Annotated in this window: 21 protein-coding genes; 16 read left to right on the top strand and 5 right to left on the bottom strand. The window is 63.3% G+C overall.

Going from position 1 to position 23,373, the window contains the following annotated elements:
* Window positions 1-12: 12 nt before the first annotated feature.
* From QTA58_RS23045 to QTA58_RS23035, 3 genes are read left to right on the top strand one after another with little or no spacing between them, the layout of a single operon-like run.
* Complete coding sequence (locus QTA58_RS23045; protein WP_289671021.1) at window positions 13-645, top strand: YdcF family protein; 633 nt, start codon at window positions 13-15, stop codon at window positions 643-645.
* Entirely contained in the window at window positions 642-1,916 is a 1,275-nt protein-coding gene (locus QTA58_RS23040; RefSeq protein WP_085423234.1) for a hypothetical protein, read from the top strand. The genes QTA58_RS23045 and QTA58_RS23040 overlap by 4 nt, the downstream gene beginning before the upstream one ends.
* Window positions 1,917-1,920: 4 nt before the next feature.
* Window positions 1,921-2,529 carry a putative colanic acid biosynthesis acetyltransferase gene (locus tag QTA58_RS23035; RefSeq protein ID WP_289671020.1) on the top strand — a complete coding sequence of 203 codons (609 nt, stop codon included), beginning with the start codon at window positions 1,921-1,923 and terminating at the stop codon, window positions 2,527-2,529.
* Here QTA58_RS23035 and QTA58_RS23030 read toward each other — a convergent pair.
* The 4 genes from QTA58_RS23030 to QTA58_RS23015 all read right to left on the bottom strand — a co-directional run bounded on the left by QTA58_RS23030 (window position 2,454) and on the right by QTA58_RS23015 (window position 7,097).
* Entirely contained in the window at window positions 2,454-3,668 is a 1,215-nt protein-coding gene (locus tag QTA58_RS23030; RefSeq protein ID WP_289671019.1) for a glycosyltransferase, read from the bottom strand. The two genes, QTA58_RS23035 and QTA58_RS23030, sit on opposite strands and share 76 nt — an antisense overlap.
* Complete coding sequence (locus QTA58_RS23025) at window positions 3,668-4,957, bottom strand: glycosyltransferase family 4 protein (RefSeq protein WP_289671018.1); 1,290 nt, start codon at window positions 4,955-4,957, stop codon at window positions 3,668-3,670. The genes QTA58_RS23030 and QTA58_RS23025 overlap by 1 nt, the downstream gene beginning before the upstream one ends.
* Window positions 4,954-6,210, bottom strand: a complete 1,257-nt coding sequence (locus QTA58_RS23020) for a glycosyltransferase family 4 protein (protein WP_289671017.1) — start codon at window positions 6,208-6,210, stop codon at window positions 4,954-4,956. The genes QTA58_RS23025 and QTA58_RS23020 overlap by 4 nt, the downstream gene beginning before the upstream one ends.
* 224 nt (window positions 6,211-6,434) lie before the next feature.
* Entirely contained in the window at window positions 6,435-7,097 is a 663-nt protein-coding gene (locus QTA58_RS23015) for an SGNH/GDSL hydrolase family protein (RefSeq protein WP_289671016.1), read from the bottom strand.
* Between the two features lie 105 nt (window positions 7,098-7,202).
* Here QTA58_RS23015 and QTA58_RS23010 point away from each other — a divergent pair, with 105 nt between their 5' ends.
* Genes QTA58_RS23010 through QTA58_RS22980 form a run of 7 tightly spaced genes read left to right on the top strand, consistent with a single transcriptional unit; the run spans window position 7,203 to window position 14,713 of the window.
* The gene (locus tag QTA58_RS23010) at window positions 7,203-8,234 is read left to right on the top strand and encodes a LacI family DNA-binding transcriptional regulator (RefSeq protein ID WP_289671015.1); all 1,032 of its coding nucleotides are present in this window, start codon (window positions 7,203-7,205) and stop codon (window positions 8,232-8,234) included.
* 13 nt (window positions 8,235-8,247) lie between these two features.
* Window positions 8,248-9,849: an FAD-dependent oxidoreductase gene (locus tag QTA58_RS23005; RefSeq protein WP_289671014.1), complete on the top strand. Its 1,602-nt coding sequence runs from the start codon at window positions 8,248-8,250 to the stop codon at window positions 9,847-9,849.
* A gap of 31 nt (window positions 9,850-9,880) precedes the next feature.
* Window positions 9,881-11,164 carry a sugar ABC transporter substrate-binding protein gene (locus QTA58_RS23000; protein WP_289671013.1) on the top strand — a complete coding sequence of 428 codons (1,284 nt, stop codon included), beginning with the start codon at window positions 9,881-9,883 and terminating at the stop codon, window positions 11,162-11,164.
* An 11-nt stretch (window positions 11,165-11,175) separates the two neighbouring features.
* On the top strand, window positions 11,176-12,108 hold the full coding sequence (locus QTA58_RS22995) for a sugar ABC transporter permease (protein ID WP_289671012.1): 933 nt from the start codon (window positions 11,176-11,178) through the stop codon (window positions 12,106-12,108).
* The gene (locus tag QTA58_RS22990) at window positions 12,098-12,940 is read left to right on the top strand and encodes a carbohydrate ABC transporter permease (RefSeq protein WP_085423244.1); all 843 of its coding nucleotides are present in this window, start codon (window positions 12,098-12,100) and stop codon (window positions 12,938-12,940) included. The genes QTA58_RS22995 and QTA58_RS22990 overlap by 11 nt, the downstream gene beginning before the upstream one ends.
* A 19-nt stretch (window positions 12,941-12,959) precedes the next feature.
* On the top strand, window positions 12,960-14,012 hold the full coding sequence (gene ugpC / locus QTA58_RS22985; protein WP_289671011.1) for a sn-glycerol-3-phosphate ABC transporter ATP-binding protein UgpC: 1,053 nt from the start codon (window positions 12,960-12,962) through the stop codon (window positions 14,010-14,012).
* A gap of 8 nt (window positions 14,013-14,020) precedes the next feature.
* Complete coding sequence (locus QTA58_RS22980) at window positions 14,021-14,713, top strand: hypothetical protein (RefSeq protein ID WP_289671010.1); 693 nt, start codon at window positions 14,021-14,023, stop codon at window positions 14,711-14,713.
* A gap of 2 nt (window positions 14,714-14,715) precedes the next feature.
* On the opposite strand, the gene QTA58_RS22975 is transcribed toward QTA58_RS22980, so the two are convergent.
* A complete protein-coding gene (locus tag QTA58_RS22975) occupies window positions 14,716-15,621 on the bottom strand; it encodes a LysR family transcriptional regulator (protein ID WP_085423247.1) in 906 nt (301 codons plus the stop codon).
* Between the two features lie 208 nt (window positions 15,622-15,829).
* Between QTA58_RS22975 and QTA58_RS22970 the strand changes: the two genes are divergently transcribed.
* From QTA58_RS22970 to QTA58_RS22945, 6 genes are all read left to right on the top strand, one after another.
* Complete coding sequence (locus QTA58_RS22970; RefSeq protein ID WP_085423248.1) at window positions 15,830-16,804, top strand: ABC transporter permease; 975 nt, start codon at window positions 15,830-15,832, stop codon at window positions 16,802-16,804.
* A complete protein-coding gene (locus QTA58_RS22965) occupies window positions 16,801-17,700 on the top strand; it encodes an ABC transporter permease (protein WP_289671007.1) in 900 nt (299 codons plus the stop codon). The genes QTA58_RS22970 and QTA58_RS22965 overlap by 4 nt, the downstream gene beginning before the upstream one ends.
* Before the next feature lie 5 nt (window positions 17,701-17,705).
* Window positions 17,706-18,689: an ABC transporter ATP-binding protein gene (locus QTA58_RS22960; protein WP_289671005.1), complete on the top strand. Its 984-nt coding sequence runs from the start codon at window positions 17,706-17,708 to the stop codon at window positions 18,687-18,689.
* A complete protein-coding gene (locus tag QTA58_RS22955) occupies window positions 18,686-19,723 on the top strand; it encodes an ABC transporter ATP-binding protein (protein ID WP_289671004.1) in 1,038 nt (345 codons plus the stop codon). Before QTA58_RS22960 ends, QTA58_RS22955 begins: the two co-directional genes overlap by 4 nt.
* Before the next feature lie 19 nt (window positions 19,724-19,742).
* Window positions 19,743-21,317, top strand: a complete 1,575-nt coding sequence (locus tag QTA58_RS22950) for an ABC transporter substrate-binding protein (protein ID WP_289671002.1) — start codon at window positions 19,743-19,745, stop codon at window positions 21,315-21,317.
* Between the two features lie 150 nt (window positions 21,318-21,467).
* Window positions 21,468-23,372 (top strand): CocE/NonD family hydrolase, encoded by a 1,905-nt coding sequence (locus tag QTA58_RS22945; RefSeq protein ID WP_289671000.1) that lies wholly within the window; start codon window positions 21,468-21,470, stop codon window positions 23,370-23,372.
* The last annotated feature ends 1 nt before the right edge of the window (window position 23,373 follow it).

The following is a 23,373-nucleotide window of genomic DNA, read 5'->3' as shown; positions in this document are numbered from 1 at the left end:
ATACTCCGGAAGATGACCCGGAGGGCAGGAAAAGCCGCCCGCATCCTGCTCTACATGGGTGCGGCGATCGCCAGCGTCGTCGGGCTTTACGGCATCTCGCTGATTTCCGCCGATACTCTGCTGGCCCAGCGGGATATCCCCGCGAACGCCGATGTCATCGTGGTTCTTGGAGGCGATGGGCCGCCGCGGGCGGCGCGAGCGGCTGAGTTATGGCATGAGGGCAGGGCACCCCAGGTGCTCGTCACGGGTCGCGGCGATTGCAGCTTCATCCGGCGGATGCTGATCGAGATGGGGGTTTCCCCGGAAGCGATCACCACGGAATGCCGGTCCTCGAGTACTTGGGAAAACGCCGCGTTCTCGCAGCCCATACTGGCCGGCATGCGGATACGCCGCGCAATCCTGGTGACAAGCTGGTTCCACTCCGGTCGCGCCGTCACGCGCTTCCGTTCGCTGATGCCGGATATCCAATGGATTTCGGTGCCGGCCGAAAGGGAGGAATCCTACTGGAGGCTCGCTTTCGACGCCGATGGCATCCAGGTCTTCAAGGAATATCCGAAGATCATGGCCTACGACCTCAGGAGCAAGATCTCCGAGACGGCCCTCCTGGACCTGCTGCGGCCGACCAGCATAGGCGCCGGACAATGAACATCTTCCTCGTCTTTTGTCTGCTCGGCGCCGTGCTCCTGCTCATCGGATGGGGAATGGGACGTCCCGAAAGGATCTATGAATTCCCCTTTCTCACGGGCGTCATCTCCTTTTCCTTCATCCTCCCCCAGGTCCCGGGCCTGGCGGTGGACAGTTTTCTGCCGGAGGCCGCTTTCGCCAGAACCGCCGTTTTCATGATGATGTGCCTCTTCATGTGCTGGTGGGGTTGGGGCGCGAAAGCAAAGCCGCTTGGGTTCTTCCGCATCGACTTCGACGAGGGGCGCCTTCTGATCGTCGCGGCTCTCCTGTCGATTGCCGGCGCGTATTTCTACTATGAGCTCAGCCGCCTGCCGGGAGATCTCACCATCGCAGTGCAGATGACGGGTATCCCGGTCGTCTACATATTCTTCTCCCGGCTGCTGAGTTACGGCCTGGCGATCGCCGCACTCTGCCTGGCGCGGCGCTTTTCCTGGTGGGCCTGCCTCATCCTGGCTTTCGACCTCGTCTTCTATCTCGACCGCATCGTGATCACCGGCAAGCGTGCCGAGGCGATCGAGCTGGTGATGATCTTCGCCCTCGCGTGGTGGTTCTACAGGGGCCTGACGATCCCGAGAAGCTTGATCATCGTCGCCCTCTTCCTCGGAACGCTGCTGATGAACAGCATGGGCGAATATCGCTCGATAACCAAGGCGAACTCCGCGCCCGTCTGGGACGAGATCAAGAGGATCGACGTGGCGGGCAATCTCTCGAAGGTCTTGAGAGACGGCGGCGACGAGATGCGCAATGCCGTTCTCCGGATCAACAACACGGCGACGTCGATGGAGTTCGATTACGGGAAGTTCCACTGGAACAGGCTGGTATTCAGCTACGTGCCTGCCCAGCTCGTCGGCGCTGAAGTCAAGCAGTCCTTCATGTTGCCGATGCCGCCGGTGGCGCGGGACTACGATCCGATTACCGGCACGACGGAAACGGGCATGACGGACGCCTTCGAATCCTTCTGGTATCTCGGCGCCTTCAAGTTCTTCCTTCTCGCCTATCTCGTCCGCCGCATCTGGGTCACGGCAAATCGCGGGGAATTCGCCGCGCAGTTCACCTATGTGCTTTCGATCATTCCCTCCATCCACGCGATTTCCCACCAGACCGACTGGGTGCTGATGGTCTGGGTGCACATGCTGATGTTTGCCGCACCGGCCCTGGCTTTCGCGATCATTCCGTCCCGCCGCCGCAGCCGGTACGGGATGAATCCCTCTTCGCTTGCGGCTGGAGGATAGGATCATGCTCTCCAGATACGAGGATCCGGCCTTCAAACACGCGACCACTCCCTTGCCGCGTTTCGGGGGAGCCACATTCGCTCTGCGCTTCCGCCTGATGCGCCTGGTCTGGATGACCGTCTGGCTTCTTCTCGCCTCGTGGACGCCGCCGCCATTTCGGCGCTGGCGCAATTTCCTGCTCCGGGCGTTTGGAGCACGGATCGATGCTACCGCGACCGTCCATGCCAAGGCAGTGGTCTGGTGGCCGGGGCATCTGGTCATGGAGCGCTATGCTTCGATGGGACCGGGCGTGATCTGCTACGATGTCGATACGATCACGATCCGCGAATTCGCCTCCGTCTCCCAGCGTTCGCATCTGTGCACCGGTTCGCACGACGTCCAGGACAGCGCGTTTCCCCTGACCACCCGCCCGATCACGATAGAGGCGAATGCCTGGGTTGCGGCGGAAGCTTTCGTGGGTCCCGGTGTCGTCGTGGGAGAGGGGGCCGTTCTGGGGGCCAGGGGCGTTGCCGCGAAATCCCTTGAACCATGGACGATCTATGTCGGCAATCCGGCGAGATCGGTCGGACGCCGGCGGCCGGAGGCGGCGGCTTCCAACGCGCTCAAGCGATAGTTCTGGAGGGTCTTGTCGGCGATAGCGGGCCAGGTGAACTTTTCCAGAACCAGCCGCCGTCCATTCTGCCCCATGGATTGCGCCCGAGCGCGGTCCTTCAGGATCGCCGTCAAGGCTTCGGCCACCTTCACGGAATCGAGCGGGACGACGATGCCGGCATCGGCCGTGGCTACTTCCGGAAAATGGCACTGATCCGTGATCACGACGGGGGTGCCGCAGGCAAGCGCTTCGGTGATCGCCATGCTGAAGCCCTCCTGCCGGCTCGGTAGGCAGAAGCAGGCGGCGTCGACCATCGCTTCGATCTTCACCCGGCCGTAGAGCGGGCCGGTAAGATACACCCTTTTCTCGATGCCGAGCTGCCGGACAAGCGATATGAAATCGCCTTCCGCTCCACCCGGCGGACCCGCAACGACCAGATCGACATCGGGATGCGTCTGGCCGATCTCCGCGAAAGCCCTGGCCAGTATATCGAGGCCTTTCTTGACGTGCAGGCGGGACAGGAAAAGGACGTAACGCCGGTCCGGCGGAAGGCCTATCCGCGAGCGGAAAAGCCCTGCAGGCGGAAGAGGATCGAATTCCTCCGCGAATACCCCGTTGGGAATGATGCGGTTCGGTGCCTTGAAGTCGAGCGGTTCGACGGCCTTGGCTTCGTCGACATTCAGGAGGTGGAGGAAGGCCGCATCGTTCAGCATCCCTTTATAGCAAAGGCGCAGGGCGATCTTCTTCTTCCAAGATTTCTGTTCGAGGCTCCAATGGTCGAGCATCCCGGCAGGGCAGATGCAGTAGGGGATTTTCTCCGCCCTGGCGCGCTTTGAGGCGTAGAGGAGGAAGGGCTCCCAGACCCCATGGATATGCATGAAGGACGCCTGCTTGAGAACCTCGCGAAGCATCCGCCGGCCGTTGAAGCAAAAGAGCGCCTCCATCCTGCCGGCATCCGGGAGGATATGCCAGTGGATTTCGGAAAAGCCGGGTATGCTTCGCCCGATCTCCATCACCTGCGCGTTCACGGCGGCATTTCCATAGGTGATGATGTGGACATCGAGCCCCAGAGCGCCTTGCGCGGCGGCAATGCGCATCGCGACGGCCTGCAGGCCGCCGTTCTTCGGGTCGATCGATGCGATCACATGCACGATCTTCATCAGAGAATCCGCCGCTGGATTTGCGTATCAGGGAATGTGTAGACCTTGGCCGGAGCGGCTGACCGGCTTGTGTTCGCATTAGACAGAGCCGCCAGCAACCGCTTCCCGTAAGCTTCGACCGTGAAGTCGGCAGCGCGAGCCGAGGCATGGGCGGACATCGACCGGCGCAGCCCGTCGTCCGCGGCGAGGCGCTCCACCGCCAGGGCGATGGCCTCCGCGTCGCAAATGGGAACCATGAAACCGTCGATGCCGTCGCGCACCACCGTGCCGGTGTTTTCCGTGGTGATGACGGGCAATCCGGCGGCGAGTGCTTCATAGACGGCAGTCGCCGATCCTTCGCAAAGCGACGGCAGGAGGAAGACGTCGGCCCAGCGAAATTCCTCGGCGATCTGGGTTCGCGGAACGATGCCCCGCAGGTCCACCCACTGCGAAATCTCCTGCCGGACACTTTCGGAAATGCTGAGGCGTCCCGCCATGCGAAATGTCGCGGCACCACCTACCAGCCGTGCTGCCTCGGCGACATAGGGAGAGCCTTTGCGTATGCCGACCTCGCCGACGGTGAGGACCCTGAGGGGACCGGGCGGGCGGGCCTTCCGGTCGATCGTGAAAGCCGGGTTGACACCATAGGGCACCACGACGCAGCGTTCCCCGGGGCCTCCGCAGGCGATGACGTGCTGTCGGACGAAATCCGAGGGGCAGACGATATAATCCGCCAAAGCCCATTCCGCCTTTTCGCGATTGGCGAATACGCGGGCATGCGGATTGGAGCGCGGCAGGCCCGCCCAGGCCGGAAAGCGCTGCATCTCGCGGTCCATGAGCATTTCCACCACATCGCGCGGCGCGATCATCTGTTCGACCGCCGTCCACAGCCCCCGCCGTTTGGCCGCGTGCATCTGTTCGAGGGCGTCGCCGCTGAAGGCATACAGGCCCGACGCATCGTGAAATCCGCTTTGCGCGACCATCCGCGAGAAGATCGATCCCGCCCACACCGCGTGAGCCGTCTCTTCGATGACATCCCTGACCTGCATCCTGCGGAGCGCCGAGCGGATTCCGAAGCTGGAAAAGACCGTCGTAAGCTCGCCCGGCACACCCTTGGGACGGCGCCCTGCGAGGCGCTTGACCGGTGCCGGAAAGAGGGCGGGCGGCAGGGAGCCGACAATCCTCGGCCAGCCCTTCGTCGCGCAGATATCGGTGTAGAAATGGGCGAGCCGGCCGTGCGAGGCGAATATTCTCGGCACGGCATAGTGCATGCGGGCGCCGAGCTGGCTGACGACGACCTTTCCGTTCATGGCGAGATACCTTGGGGGAGGGGCGAGACGGTCGGCGTGGCGCTCTGAAGCCGCGTGATCAACGTGCACCAGGCGTCGACGGCCTTCTCGCGCGAATACTCCGTCGTGAGGAGCTGGCGCGCTCTCTGCCCCATTTCGGCGCGGATTTCGGGTTTGTCCCGCATCTCGCATATGGTCGTCACGAGGTCGTCGACCGCACCGATCGGAACGCTCCTCCCGCACCCGGTCGCGGCGAGCACGCGCGGCACTTCGCCATCCGGATCTCCGATGAAGATCGTGGGGCGGCCGGCGGCGAGAATGCCGTAGAACTTGCTGGGAATGATGCAATGCTCGAGCTCCGGCAGCAGCGACACGAGGTGCACATCGGCGGCGCTCAGGCTTTCGGACAGGTTCGCGAGCGGCTGCAGGGGCTTGAAGATGACGTTGTCGAGATCGAGCAGCCGCGCCGTTTCCGTAACCGCCGCATGCTGGTGCCCGCCTCCGATCAGGAGAAAGCGGATATCGGCACGGTCCTTCAACCGTTGGGCGGCCTTGAGGAGCGTCTGGAATTCATGGGCTCTTCCGAAATTGCCGGAATAGCCGACCACGAAGGTGTCGTTCAGCCCCCATTGGGCCCGCAGACTGTTCCGGTCGGGCGGCACCGGGTAGATTTCTTCCTGATCGGACCAGTGATGCATCACGGTCAGCTGGCTTCGCGGCAGCCCCTGCCGCTCGAGATAGGCCGCCATCTTGCCCGTCGGGCAGACCGCTATTCCCGGCGACTTCAGCGACCAGTTGCGCGCCTTCTGAGCCAATCGGGCGGGCAGCCGCCAGTGCCGGAAGAAACCGAGCTCGACCGCCGTTTCCGGAAACAGGTCCATGATCCAGTTCACCATCGTGGCACCTTTCAGCCGCAATGCGATCGCACTCGTCACGGAAAGGAACGGGGGATCGGTGCACACAATGGCCAGGTCCTCCGCCGACACGTTCCGCAGCAGCCAGAAGAACGCGAAGAGGTGAAAGCAAAGGTAGTCGACTGCCCTGCCCATCACCGTGTGCCGGCCGAAGCGGGGTGAAGTGAGACGCTTCACCCGCACGCCCGTGGCGACCTCTTCCGCAGGCAGGACGATGTTGCGCTGGTTATGGATTTCGCGGCTGGCCAAAGCCGTCACGTTGAACCCGCGCTGAACCAGCGCGAGAGCGATCGACGTGGTCATTCGGCTGGTTGCCGATTGATCCGGGAAGAAATAGCGGTTTACCAAAATAAGCTTCATGCCATCTCCCCGCGCCGTGCCGGCTCAACGCGGCAATCTTGGCAAGGCGGAGTAAGACCGCAAGCTGATCGAAGGTGATAGAACGGGCCCGATCATACCTATTGCGATCAGCCTGAGGGTATTGGCACCCTTAACCTTCCGTTCGCCCGCGCAATTCCTCGCTGCGCTCGGTTGATCCGGAGGCGATTGTCGAGGGATGAGCGCCTGAAGCCATGGTGGCGTTACTACTGCCGTTCCGCTTTGAGAAACGCTTCGAAGATCACGCGATGCCCTGCGTCGTTCGGATGGGTGAGATCGGATGAGGCGAGCGCCCCGGCGCCATGCGCCTTCATCTGCTCGTAGACCGGAGCGTAGTGAACATGGAAGGTCGCGGCCAGTTTCCGGACGGCTTCGACATAGTCTTCGAAACCTTGCCGGGTCTGGCCGGTGAAGCCGGGGCTGCCGGTGGAAAAGCCCGCATCGGGAATATAGGGCGGGCTGCCGATCGCGATCCGTTCGGCATGGCCGGCGGCGATAAGGGCCTGCAGGAGCCGTGTATAGTCGCGGACGAAGCCGGCGACGTTCATCGTCTCGGGCGCCGCCGTATAGCGCGCATCGTTGTAGCCGTAGAGGATGAGGATCGCGTCACGATGCGGCGCATCGAGAAGCGTTCGGGCAAAGCGGCTTACGCCGTTGTCCGGCCGCGGCTTTCCGTCCGCGAGGCGTGAACCCTGCAGGACCGTGCCCGGAATCGCATGATTGCGGATCGGAAAACCGTCCGTCGCCGCTGCGAACAAGGCCGGCCAGGCGAGGTGGGGCCGGCTGGCATTGAAGCCTGCCGTGATGCTGTCGCCGAATACCCGGATGCCTGAAATTCCCAGCGTTTTCAAATGCTCCCCCAGTGCCATCGACTTTCCTTCATTTCCCGCTTGACAGCGGCCGGCCTGATCTTGTTAATACGTATTAGCTGCTAATACGCATTAGCAGTCAAGAGGAGATCAGGAGGAAATTGCGTGGCAGGCCCCAAGCGCTTGACTCAGCACGACATTGCGAAACTGGCCGGCGTCAGCCAGGCGACCGTTTCGCTTGTGCTGAACGGCGCTCCGACAGCTCTTGCGCGCATTCCGCAGGAAACCCGCGAACGGGTCCAGCATGTCATCCGCACGACCGGTTATGTGGCGGATCCGATCGCCCGGCGCATGGCCAAGGGGCTCAATCGTATTCTCGGCGTCTTCACCTACGAACCGGCTTTCCCGAGCGAGCAGGCGGATTTCTTCACGCCCTTCCTGCTCGGCATCGAGGAGGAGGCGCAGGCCCAGAACTACGACCTTCTGCTTTTGACCGGTGCCGGCGTCGGCAAGGATCGGAAGATTTTCGCCGATGGCAACCGGCTTCGCATCGCCGACGGCTGCCTGGTGCTCGGCCGCGAATTCGATCGGGCGGAGCTCAAGCGGCTGGTTCTGGGCGACTATCCTTTCGTGGCGATCGGCCGGCGCGAGGACGCTGGCGGACCCGTTCCTTACGTCGGCGGCGACTACACAAGCGGCACCCGCGCGCTGGTGGAAAAGGCGCGGGGGCTTGGGCATGAGAAGCTCGCCTATATAGGTCCTTCAGGCCCGGCCGAGTCCATCGCCGATCGCTGGAATGGATTTTCCGCGGCGGCACGGGATGGTGCCGAACCGGTTCTCCATATCGATGCCGTCGACCGGCCGGCCGGCGAAATCCTCGATGCGCTTTTCGCCAGCGGCGCCACCGCGGCCTTCTTTGTCGAGCTTGCCGATGCGGTGCGCGTGGAAGTCGCCGCCCGCGAACGCGGCCTGTCTCTCCCCGGTGACTTTTCCGCCGTGGTGCTCGGCAGCCATATCCGCGCCGAACGCAGCCATGTGCAGTTCACCTCCTTCAACATTCCCCGAGAGGAGATGGGCCGGCAGGCGACCGCCATGCTGGTGCGCCGCATCGAGGGCGCAGCTCCCGTCGAACAGATTCTTCTGACCTGTGAACCGGTCGAGGGCGAGACCCTCGGTCCTGCAAAGAAACGGACATAACGACGTGAAAGAAATGCGAGCAGACATTCTGGTGGTGGGCGGCGGTCTCGGCGGCGTGGCGGCAGCGCTCGGGGCGTGCCGGGCAGGGCGCAGCGTCATCATGACCGAGGAGTTCGACTGGATCGGCGGGCAGTCGACCAGCCAGGCCGTGCCCTCCGACGAGCATACCTGGGTCGAACAGTTCGGCATCACGCGTTCCTACCGGAAGCTGCGCAACGGCATCCGCCAGTATTACCGCGACAACTATCCGCTGACCGAAGGCGCCCGCGCCTGGGGCGACCTCAATCCCGGTGCCGGCTGGGTAAGCCGCATCTGCGCCGAACCGCGTGTCAGCCTGGCGGTCATGGAAGCCATGCTGATGCCATATCGCGGCGCCGGTCGCCTCAGGGTGCTGCAGCCGTACCGGCCGGTGGCCGCCGATGTCGATGGAGACACGGTGCGCTCCGTGACCGTCCGGCATCGCGACACCGGCAAGGAGATCGCGATTTCCGCCGATTACATCCTCGACGCGACCGAGCTAGGCGACCTCTTGCCGATGACCGGCACGGAATACGTGAAGGGCTTCGAGGCGCAGTCCGATACCGGCGAGCCGAGCGCGCCTTCCGAGGCCCAGCCGGACAATGTCCAGGCGGTGTCGATCTGCTTTGCGATCGATCATGTGGACGGCGATCAGACGATCGACAAGCCGGAGAATTACGATTACTGGCGCAAATACCAGCCGCATTTCTGGGGCGGCCCGCTGCTCGGCTTCACCGCTCCGCATCCGCGCACGCTGGAATTCACGACCCGCTCCTTCACGCCGAACGTCGACGACGATCCGCTGGCTGTCGATGCCGACCAGCGCAAGGGCGGCGGCGACGAGAACCTCTGGCTCTTCCGCCGCATCGCGGCCCGCCGCAACTTCCAGCCCGGCTTCTATTCGTCCGACATCTGCTTCGTGAACTGGCCGATGATCGACTACATGGACGGCACGATCATCGACGTCTCCGAGGAGGAAAAGGCCAGGCACCTGAAGTCGGCGGCCGATCTTTCCTATTCGGTCTTCTACTGGCTGCAGACGGAAGCGCCTCGCATCGACGGTGGCCAGGGCTATCGCGGCCTCAGGCTCCGCGGCGACATCACCGGCACCGAGCACGGCCTCGCCATGGCGCCCTATATCCGTGAAAGCCGCCGCATCAAGCCGGTCACCCGCATCGTCGAGCAGGATCTCTCCTACGCCGTCAGGGGTGACAAGGGCGCCGTGAACTATCGCGACAGCGTCGGCATCGGCATGTACCGCATCGACCTGCATCCCTCGACCGGCGGCGACAACTATATCGACGTCCCGTCCTGCCCGTTCGAGATCCCGCTCGGCGCGCTTCTGCCGGAGCGGATGAAGAACCTCATCCCGGCCGGCAAGAACATCGGCACGACCCACATCACCAACGGCTGCTACCGCCTGCATCCGGTCGAATGGAACATCGGCGAAGTGGCCGGCATGCTCGCGGCCTATTGCCTCGAAAAGGGTCTGAAGCCGCATCAGGTGCAGGCCGACGACAAGCATCTCAAGGACTTCCAGCAAGAACTCACCCGCGAAGGCATTGAAATCCGCTGGCCGGACGTTTCGGCATACTGATCAAACACCAATCTTTGGAGGAGGAACGGGAATGAACTATCATAAAGCCCTGAAATCGGCCGCAGCGGCGTTGGCGATCGCCGCACCGCTCGGCATCTTGGCCGTTGGGAACGGCGTCGCCCAAGCGCAGGATGCGGTCAATCTCCGCATGACCATCTGGAGCGCCAACGAGGCGCATCTGAAGCTCTTCAACGAGATTGCGGCGGGCTTCAAGAAGGACCACCCGAACGTCACGGTGACCTACGAGTCGCTGCCGTTCGACACGTACACGACGGCGCTCACCACCCAGATCGCCGGCGGCAATGCGCCGGACATGGCCTGGATCTTCGAGACGGCCGCCTATGATTTCGTCAATTCCGGCGCGCTCTACCCGCTCACCGATACGCTGAAGGCTGCGCAGGGCTACAATCTCGATGAGCTCAGTGCGACCGCGGCGGAGCGCTGGTCGAAGGACGGAACGCTCTATGCCTATCCGTTCTCGACCTCGCCGTTTGCGATGTTCGTCAACAACGACGTCATCAAGGCGGCCGGCGCCAAGACGCCGGCCGAACTCATCGCCGCAGGGCAGTGGGATTGGGATCATGCTATCGAGACCGCTTCCGCGGTCGGCCAGACGGGAAAGGGCGGCCTGATCGTCCGCGACTTCAACTACCAGATCTGGCAGAACCTCGCCTCGATCTGGGACGGCTGGGGCGCTTCCCCCTGGAGCGCCGACGGCAAGACCTGCACAATGACCGAAAAGCCGATGGTCGACGCGCTCACCTTCATCCATGACGCGATCTTCAAGAAGAAGGCGATTCCCGGGCCCGGCGAGAACGTCGATTTCTTCGCCGGCAACGCGGCCATGACGATCACCCAGATCAGCCGCGCCTCGCTGCTGCCGAAGGACAAGCCGTTTGCCTGGGATCTCGTGCCGCTGCCGAAGGGACCGGCCGGTGAATACGCGTTGATCGGCCAGGCCGGCATCGGCGTCATGCAGGCGGGCAAGAACGCCGAGACGGCGGCCGAATTCGTCGCCTATATGACGAACCCGGAAAACTCGGCGAAGCTCAGCCAGTTCTTCCCGTCCGCCCGCAAGTCGCTCCTGAATGCCGAAGTACTGAAGAAGACCAACCCGCTTCTGAGCCAGGATCAGATCGACAAGGTCGTCATCTCAGGCATCGCCACCGGCAAGGTCATTCCCGGCCATACCGGCTTCGCGCAGATCCAGCAGACCGTGCGTTCCGGTCTCGACGCCGTCTGGCGTCCGGATGCGGATATCCCGGGCACGCTCCAGAAGATCTGCGGCCAGATCGGCCCGTTCCTGAAGCGCTGAGGGAGAACGAAATGGCTGTCGCGCAGGAAAACGTAGCTCCGGAAGGCCGCGCCTCGTCGCCGTTCTGGACGGTTGCGCGGCGCGACAGCCTCGCCGGCTTCCTCTTCATCGCTCCGCAGCTGATCGGCATCACCGTCTTCGTGCTGATCCCGCTCGGGCTCGTCTTCTGGTATTCGCTGCACGAGTGGAACGTGCTCGCCAATACGTTCACCTATACCGGCGCGCAGAACTACCGCATGCTGATCGAGGATACCAACCTTCTCGAAGTGCTGGGGGCGACCGCGATCTTCTCCGCCGGGCTCGTTGTCTTCAACCTGTCGCTGGCGCTGCTGCTCGCAGTGCTCCTGAACCAGAAGCTCGCGGGCATCACCATCTTCCGCACGCTGTTCTTCTCGCCGGTCGTGGTGTCGCTGGTCGCCTGGACGATCGTCTGGGGCTTTCTCCTGCAGAAGAACGGCGGCATCAACGGCATGCTGCAGGTCTTCGGCATCGAGGGACCGAACTGGCTGCGCGAGGAGACGACCGCGATGATCTCGGTCATCGTCGTGCAGGTCTTCAAGAATGTCGGCCTCAACATGATCCTGTTCCTCGCGGCCCTGCAGGGCGTGCCGAACGAACTCTACGAGGCCGCCCGCATCGACGGTGCGCCGCGCTTCAAGCAGTTCCGCCGCATCACCCTGCCGTTGATCAGCCCGACCATCCTGCTCACCTCGATCATCACCATCGTCGGATCGCTGCAGGTCTTCGCGCAGATCGCGGTTCTGACCCAGGGCGGGCCGGGCCTCTCGACGACGGTGCTCGTCTATTACCTCTACCAGCAGGCCTTCCAGTTCCATTTCTTCGGTTACGGCTCGACGCTTTCGATCCTGCTCTTCGTGATCGTCGCCGTGCTGACCTTCGCCCAATGGCAGATGCGCAAGAGGATCGTCTTTTATGAAAGCTGAGCTCTCCCCGCGCATGAAGGTTTTTCTCTACGGGCTGATGTGCGTGCTGCTCGTCCCCTTCGTCTTCCCCACCTGGTGGATGGTGACGTCCTCGGTGAAGCCGATCAGCGATATCTTTGCCTTTCCGCCGCAGCTGGTCCCGCAGAGCTACGACTGGACGACCTACCAAAAAGTCTTCGAACTGCAGCCCTTCGTGCAGCAATACTGGAACTCCGCCTATATCGCCGCGCTGGTCACCCTCGGCACGATGGTCGTCTCGTCGATGGCGGGCTATGCATTCGCCCGAATACGCTTCCCGTTCGCCAACACGATCTTCATGATCGTGCTGCTCGGGCTCTTGATCCCGTCGGAAGTGACGATCGTGCCGCTGTTCCAGATGTTCCTGAAGGCCGGCATGGTGAACACCCATTGGCCGCTGATCCTGGTGCCGATCTTCGGTGCCCCGAGCGTCTTCGCCACCTTCGTGATGCGGCAGTTCTTCGTGACGCTGCCGGGCGAGCTGGAAGAGGCGGCGCGCGTCGATGGCCTCGGCCGTTTCAAGATTTTTCGAAAGATCGCTTTGCCGCTGGCAAGGCCGGCGCTGGCGTCGGTCGCGATCTTCACCTTCCTGCATTCCTGGAACCTGTTTCTCGAACCCATCGTGTTCCTTTCGAGTGCGGACAAGTTCACGCTGCCGCAGGCGCTCACCCAATATACCGACGCCTATGGCGGGCCGATGTGGAACATCCAGCTCGCCGCCGCGACGCTGACGGCGCTGCCCGTCCTCATCGTCTTCATCATCGCGCAGAAGCAATTCGTCGAAGGGCTCGCGCATACCGGCCTCAAGGGCTGAAGAACCGGAAATCTTATTGATGGCTGAAGTTACGCTTTCCCGTGTCCGCAAGAGCTATGGCGCCGTCGACATCATCCACGGCGTCGATCTCGGCATAAGCGACGGCGAGTTCGTCGTGCTGGTCGGCCCGTCCGGCTGCGGCAAGTCCACGCTGCTCAGGATGATCGCCGGGCTGGAGACGATCACCGGCGGCGACATCCGGATCGGCGGGCGCGTGGTCAACGACCTCGATCCCAAGGACCGCGACATCGCCATGGTTTTCCAGAATTATGCGCTCTATCCGCATATGACGGTCGCGGTGAACATGGGGTTCTCGCTGGAACATCGCGGCACCGGAAAGGCCGAAATCGCGGAACGGGTGAAATGGGCCGCGGATATTCTCGGTCTCACGCATCTCCTCGATCGCTACCCGCGTCAGCTTTCCGGCGGCCAGCGCCAGCGCGTCGCCATGGGGCGCGCCATCGTCCGCGATCCCCAGGTGTTTCTTTTCGACGAGCCGCTCTCGAACCTCGATGCGAAACTTCGCGTCGTCATGCGCGGCGAGATCAAGAGCCTGCACCAGAAGCTCAAGACGACCACCATCTACGTCACGCACGACCAGGTGGAAGCGATGACCATGGCCGACAAGATCGTCGTGCTGAACGGCGGAAGGGTGGAGCAGATCGGCGCGCCCCTCGACCTCTACGACCGTCCGGCCAACCAGTTCGTGGCCGGTTTTATCGGCTCGCCTTCGATGAACTTCCTGACCGGCACGATCACCGCGGAAGGCTTTGCCGCGCCCGGCATCGTGCTGCCATTGCCGGAAGCGGCACATGAATTGCGCGATCGCAAGGCGGTCTACGGTATCCGTCCCGAGCATTTCGCGCTGGACGACAACGGCGTGCCCGCCGAGATCGTGCTCGTCGAGCCGATGGGTTCGGAAACCCAGGTCACGATGAAGCTCGGCGAAACGCAGGTCACCGGCGTCTTCCGCGAGCGCGTATCGCTTTCTCCCGGTGCGACCATCCGGGTTCGTCCGGACCTCGCCAATATCCATCTTTTCGCCGCCGACGGCGGTGAGCGACTGAACTGAGGCCCGAAATGTCCGCTTACCCGGAAACCAAACTCACCAGGGCGCTGCGCGGCGGCGAATTCCCGGTCATCGTCTCGCTCGCCCGACATGATCTCGATCTCGCCAAGGCCGCCGTCGGGGCGGGGGCCTTCGCACTCAAAGTGCATCTCAACGCCTACCACCGCGCCACGGGCACGACCTTCGGCAGTTTTGCGGAGGAACGCCCTTTTTACGAGAAGCTCGCGACGCTCGGCATGCCGCTGCTGGTCATGGCCGGACAGGAGCAGGTGCCGAGCGCTGAAGAAATGGATGTACTTGCCGATCTCGGCTTCGAAGGGTTCAACATCTATTTCAGCGACATGCAGCCGCATCTCTTGCAGTCCAAGTTGAGGCCGATGCCGGCCCTCGGCGAAAAGAGCACCGACGAGGACCTGAAAAAAATTCTCGAAATTCCGGGTGCGATGATGGAGGCATCCGTCGCCGCCTTTGCCGATTACGGCAAGCCGCTCAACGAAACCGATCTCGCCCGCTACCGGGATATCACCACCAGGGCCGGCATTCCGGTCATCGCACCGAGCCAGAAGCGGTTTACCGCGGCAGATATGCCGAAGCTGAAGGCGGCCGGCATCGCCGCGCCGCTGCTGGGCGTCATCGTCACGGGCACGACGCCGGAAAGCATGGAGGCCGCGGTGCGTCCGATCGTGGAGGCCGCCCGAGCGTGAGCTCAGGAAGATGCCTGATCCGGTGCGCCGCTGCTGTTCCTGACGATGTTGATGAACGCCTCCGCCGTCCATGAGAGCGGCGTGCCGGGCAGGGTGATGATCCCGTAATCGGAGACCTTGTCGGGCAGGAAGGGACGCATCGCGACCGCGTCGCTGCGGAAGAATTCGGCGATCAGCGTCGGGACGATGGCGATGCCGAGGCCCTGTGCGGCGCAGGCACAGGCCGTTTCCACCGAATGGACCTCCAGGCTGCAGCGATAGGTCGGAACCATGCGGCGCAATTCGTGCTCCAGCTCGTTGCGGTTGATCCGCTGCCGCCCGAGAAGGATGAGGTCGTTGCGGGCGAGGTCGTTCACGTCGATTGCCTGCTTTGCCGCCAGGGGATGGCCGATCGGCATCACGCAGGTCGTGCCGCTGGTGAAAAGCGGCCGGGCCTCGAAGGAATGCTGCTCGGTCGGCAGGCGCACGAAGCCGAGATCGGCGGTGCGGTTGTGGACCATGCGTTCGATCGCGTCATAGGGCCCGCTGAGGATCTCCACCGTCACGCGCGGATGATCCGCTTTGAAGCGGGCGACCAGCGGCGGCAGCATCGTGGTCGAAAGACTGTGCGGAAAGGCGACCCGCACGAGAGCCTCGCCGAAGGCGCCGGTCCGGACGTCGCCGATCTTGCTTCTGAGCCGTGCGACGCTCTGGGCGACGTCGTCCACCTCGTCGACGAGCAGGTGCGCCTCGGGGCGGGGAATGAGCCGGCCCTTGTCGCGGAGGAAAAGTTCCCGCCCGATCTCTTCTTCCAGGGATGCGAGCTGCCGGCTGATCGCCGACTGCGACAGGCCGAGCTGGGCCGCCGCCGCCATGGTCGAGCCGGTATCCATGATTGTCTTGAAGATTTCGAGCTGCTTGAAATTCATTCGTTGATCCTACGGCGCGGCGTGTCGAAGGCAAGCGAAGACCTGAAACAGGGTTTATTCGCGCAAAACGCATAGGCTAATGCGTTCCGCTCATAATATTGCGCATCTTTCGCGCGCCGTTATCGTCCCGTCACAAACAGAACAGGGGAACCTTCTCCATGGAAATTTACTGTCCCTGCCGGACGCTCTGTCCGTGGGAGCGAATGAAATGACGGTTTTCGTCATCCGCCGCTTCCTGCAGAGCCTCGCCGTCCTGGCCGTTACCGCCGTCATCGTCTTCATCGGCATCTATGCGATCGGCGATCCGGCCGAAATGCTGATCGCGCCTGATGCGAGCCCTGCGGAACGCGCCCAGGTGGTCGCCTCGCTCGGCCTCGACAAGCCGCTGTGGGAACAGTTCTTCACTTTTGCCTGGAACGCGCTGCACGGCGACCTCGGCCGTTCCTTCGTCTTCAACCGCCCCTCTATCAGCCTGATCTTCGAGCGTCTGCCGGCAACGCTGGAGCTGACGCTGGTCGGCCTCGTCTTCGCGCTCGTCATCGGCATTCCGCTCGGTCTTCTCTCCGGGCTGAAGCCGAACAGCGCGACCGACGAGGTCATCATGACCGGCTCGATCTTCGGCTTTTCGCTGCCGAGTTTCTGGCAGGGCATGATGCTGATCATGATCTTTTCCGTCTGGCTCGGCTGGCTGCCGTCGACGGGGCGCGGCGAGGTGGGCGAATTCCTCGGCATCCGGTCGAGCCTCTTCACCCTGGACGGCCTGACGCATCTCATCCTGCCGGCGATCAACCTCTCGCTCTTCAAGGTATCGCTGGTGATCCGTCTCACACGCACGGGCGTGCGCGAGACCATGCCGCTCGATTTCGTGAAATTCGCCCGCGCCAAGGGGCTTTCCGAAAAGCGCATCGTCTTCGTGCATGTCTTCAAGAACATCCTGATCCCGCTCATCACCGTGATCGGCCTGGAACTCGGCAGCATGCTGGCCTTTGCCGTCGTCACAGAGACGATCTTCGCCTGGCCGGGCATCGGCAAGCTTTTGATCGACAGCATCATGCGGCTCGATCGTCCGGTGGTGGTCGCCTACCTGCTCGTGATCGTCAGCCTGTTCATCTTCATCAACTTCGTGGTCGACGTGCTCTATTCGCTGGTCGATCCGCGTGTCCGGCTGGGAGATGCCCAATGACCGCCCGCGCACTCCTCAGCGAAGACATGCTGTTCGGCCGGCTGGTGATCGGCATCGGCCGCAGCCCGAAGGCCGTCATCGCCGCAATCGTCTGCATCGTCCTGCTCTTTGCCGCGATCGTCGGCCCCCACATCACGCCGCAGGACCCCTATGATCTGGCGGTCCTCGACATTCTTGACGCCAAGCTGCGGCCAGGCTCCGAAAGCATGGACGGCCTCGTCTACTGGCTCGGCACGGACGGCCAGGGCCGCGACATGTTCTCGGCGATGGTCTATGGCCTGCGCACCAGCCTCGGCGTCGGCGTCTTTTCCGGCCTCGTGGCGCTCGTCGTCGGCACCGTGCTCGGCCTGATCGCCGCCTATTTCGGCGGCCGCATCGATGCGCTGATCATGCGCGTCGTCGACTTGATGCTCGGCTTCCCGACCATTCTCGTCGCGCTGATGCTTCTGGCGCTGCTGGGGCAGGGGCTCTGGAAAGTCATCTTCGCGCTGATCCTGGTGCAGTGGGCGACGTTTGCCCGCGCGGTGCGCAGCGCCGCACTGGTCGAGAAGAACAAGGACTATGTCGAAGCGGCCCAGACGCTCGGCATTTCCACACCGCGCATTCTGATCGGCCATCTCCTGCCGAACTGCCTGCCGCCGCTGATCGTCATCGGCATGCTGCAGGTGGCGAATGCGATCTCGGCGGAAGCGACGCTTTCCTTCCTCGGCATCGGCCTGCCGATCACCGAACCTTCGCTCGGGCTTTTGATCGCCAACGGCTACCAGCTTTTGATGTCCGGCGAATACTGGATCAGCGTCTATCCGGGCGTGCTGCTGCTCCTCCTCGTCTTCTCGATCAACATCGTCGGCGATCGCCTCCGCGAAGTGCTGAATCCCCGGCTGGGCGAAAGGTGAGCGCCATGACTGGTATTGGGACCCCTGTTCTCGAAGTCAGAAACCTTTCCACCCACTTCATGACCCGCCGCGGCGTGCTGAAGGCCGTCGACGATGTGAGCTTTTCGGTCGGGCGGAGGGAGATCGTCGGGCTGGTCGGCGAATCCGGCTCCGGCAAGTCCATCACCGGCTTCTCGATCCTCGGCCTGGTCGATCCGCCCGGCCGCGTCGTCTCCGGCCAGATCCTCTTCAACGGCGAGGATCTCCTGAAGATGCCGCCGAAGGCCATGCGGACGATCCGGGGAAAACGCATCGCGATGATCTTCCAGGATCCGATGATGACGCTGAACCCGGTGCTCTCGGTCGGCACGCAGATGATCGAGACGGTGCTGGCCCACGACAAGGTCTCCCGCGCCGAGGCGCGTACCCGTTCCCGCGATGCACTCGGTCTGGTCGGCATTCCCTCGCCGGAAGAACGGCTCGATGCCTATCCGCACCAGTTCTCCGGCGGCATGCGACAGCGCGTGGCGATCGCGATCGCGCTTTTGCACCGGCCGGACCTGATCATCGCCGACGAGCCGACGACGGCGCTCGACGTGACGATCCAGTCGCAGATCCTCTTCGAGATCAAGCGGCTCGCCGCCGAGTTCGGCATGGCCCTAATCTGGATCAGTCACGACCTCGGCGTGGTGGCGGCGCTCGCAGACCGCATCATGGTCATGTATGCCGGCAAGATCGTCGAGGCGGGGCACGTGGACGGCGTGCTGAGGGAGCCGCGCCATCCCTATACGTCCGGCCTGCTGAGCGCCGTCCCGGCTGCGGTGCCGCGCGGCGAGCCTCTGCGGCCGATCCCGGGCTTTGCGCCGTCGCCGCTTTCGCGTCCCTCCGGCTGTGCCTTCCGCGACCGCTGTGCCCGCGCCACCGAGATCTGCGCCACCGAACCCATGCCGTCGATCGCCGCGGATCGCGAATTCCGCTGCTTCCACCCCCATCTCTGGAGCGCCGCATGACGACGCCACTTGTTGAAGCCGTCGACGTCAGCCGCCGCTTTTCCCGCAAGCTCGACTATGCGGAAAAGATAGCCCGCTTCTTCGGCGCCAACCTGGAAGAGAAAACGGTTCACGCGGTCGATGAGGTCGATCTCGCCGTTTATCCGGGCGAGGTGGTCGGCCTCGTCGGTGAATCCGGCTGCGGAAAATCGACGCTCGGCCGCGTGATGGCCGGCATCATGCCGGCAAGCGGCGGCGAGGTGCGCTGGCAGGGCAAGCCGCTCACCTCCCTTGAGGGTGAGGAAAAGCGCGCCATGCGGCTGTCGGCGCAGATGATCTTTCAGGACCCGATGTCGACGCTCAATCCGCGCAAGCGGGTGATCGACCTGATCGGCGAGGCGCCCAGGGTGCACGGCATCGTCAAGGGCCGGGAGGTGAGGGACTATGTCGCCTCGCTCGCCGAGCGCGTCGGCCTCGACGCGTCCTATCTCGACCGTTATCCGCACCAGTTTTCCGGCGGTCAGCGGCAGCGTATCGGCATCGCCCGGGCGCTGGCGGTGAAGCCGAAACTGCTGGTCTGCGACGAATCCGTCGCGGCGCTCGACGTCTCGATCCAGGCGCAGATCCTCAATCTCTTCATGGACCTGAAGCGGGAATTCGGTCTCACCTATCTCTTCATCAGCCACGATCTCGGCGTGGTGAAGCATATCTGCGACCGGGTGGTCGTCATGTATCTCGGCCGCGTGGTGGAAAGCGCCACGCCGGACGAGCTCTTCGACAACCCGAAGCATCCCTATACCCAGGCGCTGATCCGTGAACTGCCGACAGTCGCCGACCGACGCCGCACTTTCACGCCGATCAAGGGCGAAATCCCGTCGCCGCTTCATCCGCCGGCGGGATGCCATTTCCATCCCCGCTGTCCGAAGGCCTTCGACCGCTGCCGCGTGGAGCGGCCGGTCCTGAAGGAGAACGCAGCCGGTCACGTCAGCGCATGCCACCTGAACGATCTGCCCGTCAGTCAAGCCACAGATGCAACGGCCGAACCGGCCATCTAAAAAGGAAGGGAACAGACTTATGAAACCGATGAAATTCCTCTTGGCCGGCGTCGCGGCCACCGTGCTCGCGCTGAGTTCGGCCGAGGCCGCCGACCTGGTGCTCGGCAGCGCCACCGAGCCGTCCGCGATCGATCCGCAGTTCTCGCGCACCGGCAACAACCAGAACATCGCCCAGTCGGTGTTCGACCGCCTGGTACAGACCGACGCGGCGATCAACATGGAGCCGGCCCTTGCGGTTTCCTGGACCAATATCGATCCGCTGACCTGGCATGTGAAGCTGCGCGAAGGCGTCAAGTTCCATGACGGCAATCCGCTGACGGCCGAGGACGTGATCTTCTCACTGACCCGCGCCAAGGACATTCCGAACAGCCCGGCGCCGTTCTCCGGCAACGTTGCGTCGATCGACAGCATGAAGGCGCTCGACGATCTGACGATCGAGTTCAAGACCAAGAAGCCGACGCCGGACTTCATGGAGCAGATCGGTTTCGTCTACATCGTCGAGAAGAAAGTCGCTGAAGGCGCCTCGATCGAGGACTTCAACAGCGGCAAGGCGGCGATCGGCACCGGCGCCTACAAGTTCAAGTCCTGGACGCCGGGCGACAACCTCGCCCTGACCAGGAACGACGATTTCTGGGGCAAGAAGCAGGATTTCGACAACGTCACGATCAAGTTCATCTCGAACGATGCCTCGCGCGTCGCAGCGCTCCGCTCCGGCGCCGTCGACCTGATCGACGCCGTGCCGCCGGGCGACGTGAAGACCATCGAAGGCGTTTCCGGCCTGAAGGTCTTCTCGACCGCCTCGTCGCGGCTGATCTACCTCGCGCTCGACAGCGCCCGCGACAAGAGCCCCTTCGTCACCGACAAGGACGGCAAGCCGCTCGACAAGAACCCGCTGAAGGACGTGAAGGTGCGCCAGGCGCTTTCCGAACTCGTCAACCGCCAGCTCATCATCGACCGTATCCTCGACGGTTCGGCCGAACCCGCCGGCCAGCTCGTGCCGAACGGCGTCGCCGGCAACGATCCGTCAATCCCGGCGGTGGCCTTCGATGCCGGGAACGCCAAGAAGCTGCTTGCGGACGCAGGCTATAAGGACGGTTTCGGCATCACCATCCACACCTCCAACGACCGCTTCCCCGGCGATGCGGAAGTCGCCCAGGCGCTCGGCCAGATGTTCGCGCGCGGCGGCCTGAAGGTGAACGGCGTCGTCGCCCAGCCATACAACGTCTATACCAAGGGTGCTTCGGCCGGCGAGTTCTCCGCCTTCATCTTCTCGCTCGGCAACTCGACCCCGACCTCGGCGACCGGCCTGCGCAATCTGCTCATGACCGTCAACAAGGAGGCCGGAACCGGCTCGTTCAACCGCACCAAATATTCGAACCCGGCCTTCGATGACGCCATGCGCGCCGCGACCGCCGAGTTCGACGCGGAGAAACGCGTGGAACTGCTGCAGAAAGCGACCAAGCTGGTCTTCGCCGATGTCCCGGTCATCCCGCTCTACTGGCAGAAGGTCCATTGGGCCGGCAAGGCGAACCTCACCTATGTCGCCAACATGACGGAAGACACGACCCCCGTGCTGGCGGGGATTGCGAAGTAGGATTTTTTGCAAAGGGGAGGGCCGGACTGTCCACAAGGGCCGAAACCCTCTCCGCCATCATCCTCGGGACAGGCCCGAGGATGACGTGGAGTACGGGGCGCAGGTTTGTCGTCAAACCGGTTCCTCCCAACATTTTCAAGGATCAGAGACATGGATACCCTGACACCGTCGCGCTTCGAGGCGATAGCCGACGACGTGGTCGTCGAACGCGATGTGATGGTGACGATGCGTGACGGCATCAGGCTGGCGACCGACGTCTACCGCCCGGCCAAAGGGGGCAAGGTGATCGAAGGCCGGTTGCCGGCGATCATGGAGCGCACCCCTTACGGCAAGAGCGAGCGCTCGCGCTCCGAGATCGAAGTGGGCATGTCGACGCCGATGAAGCGGGAAGAGGTCGCCTCCTATTTCGTCCGGGCGGGTTACGCCGTCGTCTATCAGGATTGCCGCGGCCGCTATAATTCCGAAGGCGAATTCAGCAAGTATATTTCCGAGGCGGCGGATGGCTACGACACCGCCCGCTGGCTGGTGGAGCAGGCCTGGTCGAACGGTAAGTTCGGCACGATGGGCCTTTCCTATGCGGCACACACGCAGGCGGCGCTCGCCTGCCTCAATCCGCCCGGCCTCGCCTGCATGGTGATGGATTCGGGCGGCTTTTCGAACGCTTATCAATGCGGCATCCGGCAGGGCGGGGCCTTCGAGCTCAAGCAGGCCACCTGGGCCTATAACCAGGCGATCGGCGAAGGCGATGAACTGGCCAGCGCCGCCATCGAGGCGGAGGACATCCGTGCCTGGTTCACCGTCATGCCCTGGAGCGAGAACAACTCGCCGGTTCGCTGGATGCCGGAATACGAGAGCTACCTCCTCGACCAGTGGCGGAGCGGCACGTTCGATGAAAGCTGGCGCCGCGTCGGCCTTTACATGGAAGGTTTCTACGAGACCTTTCCCGAAGTGCCTATCGTGCTGATGTCGAGTTGGTACGACGCCTATGTGAAATCGACGCTCGACAACTACCGCGGCCTTTCCGGCAAGAGCACGCGGCCGCTTCAGCTCATCATGGGGCCGTGGCTGCACGGCAACCGCAACACGACACTTGCCGGTGACACGTCTTTCGGCCCGGCCGCCCCGCTCGGCGGCAATGTCACCGAAAGCTGGCTCGCCTTCCGCCGCAACTGGTTCGACCGCTGGCTGAAGGGCCGGGAGAACGGCGCCTCCGAAGAGCCCGCCGTACGCGCCTTCGTCATGGGCGGCGGCTCCGGCAGGCGGAATGCGGAGGGGCTGCTGGATCACGGGGGCCGTTGGATCGAGGCGGCCGACTGGCCTCTGCCCGGCACGCAATTCCGCAACTTCCACATTCACGAGAACGGGTCGCTCTCGACAGAAAAGCCGAAGGCCGACGCCGCGCCGTTCACTTATGATTTCGACCCGAAGAACCCGGTACCGACGATCGGCGGCTCGCTGACCAGCGGTCAGCCGATTTTCGAGGGCGGCGGCTTCGACCAGCGGGAAGGCGAGAAGTTCTACGGTTCGAAGCACCCGGGCCTGCCGCTTTCCGCCCGCTCCGACGTGCTCTCCTTTGAGACCGGGCCGCTGATGGAAGACGTCGCCGTGGTCGGCCCGATCACCGTCGAGCTTTACGTCTCCTCGGATGCGCCGGACACGGATTTCACGGCCAAATTGATCGATGTCTATCCGCCGAGCAAAGACTATCCCACCGGCTATGCGCTGAACATCACCGACGGGATCATCCGCTGCCGCTACCGGAAATCCTTCGAAAGGCCCGAGCCGATCGTGGCGGGTGAGGTCTTCAAGGTGACGATCGAGCCTTTCGCGACCGCCAATCTCTTCGCAAAGGGACATCGCATCCGGCTCGACATTTCCTCGTCCAACTTCCCGAAATACGATGTCAATCCGAACACCTACGCTCCCGAGGGCCGCGGGCGCACCACGCAGATCGCCCGCAACACGGTGTTCTGCGATGCGGCGCGGCCGTCCGCGATCCGCTTGCCGATCGTCGGCGCAGAGGCCATGGTGGCGCTGAAACCGATCAAGACGTAAC

This window comes from Neorhizobium sp. CSC1952 (genome assembly GCF_030378245.1).
In the GTDB taxonomy this organism is placed as follows: domain Bacteria; phylum Pseudomonadota; class Alphaproteobacteria; order Rhizobiales; family Rhizobiaceae; genus Neorhizobium; species Neorhizobium oryzae_A.
The sequence above is the reverse complement of the archived record's forward strand: the minus strand, read 5'-3'. Positions and strand labels throughout refer to the sequence as shown.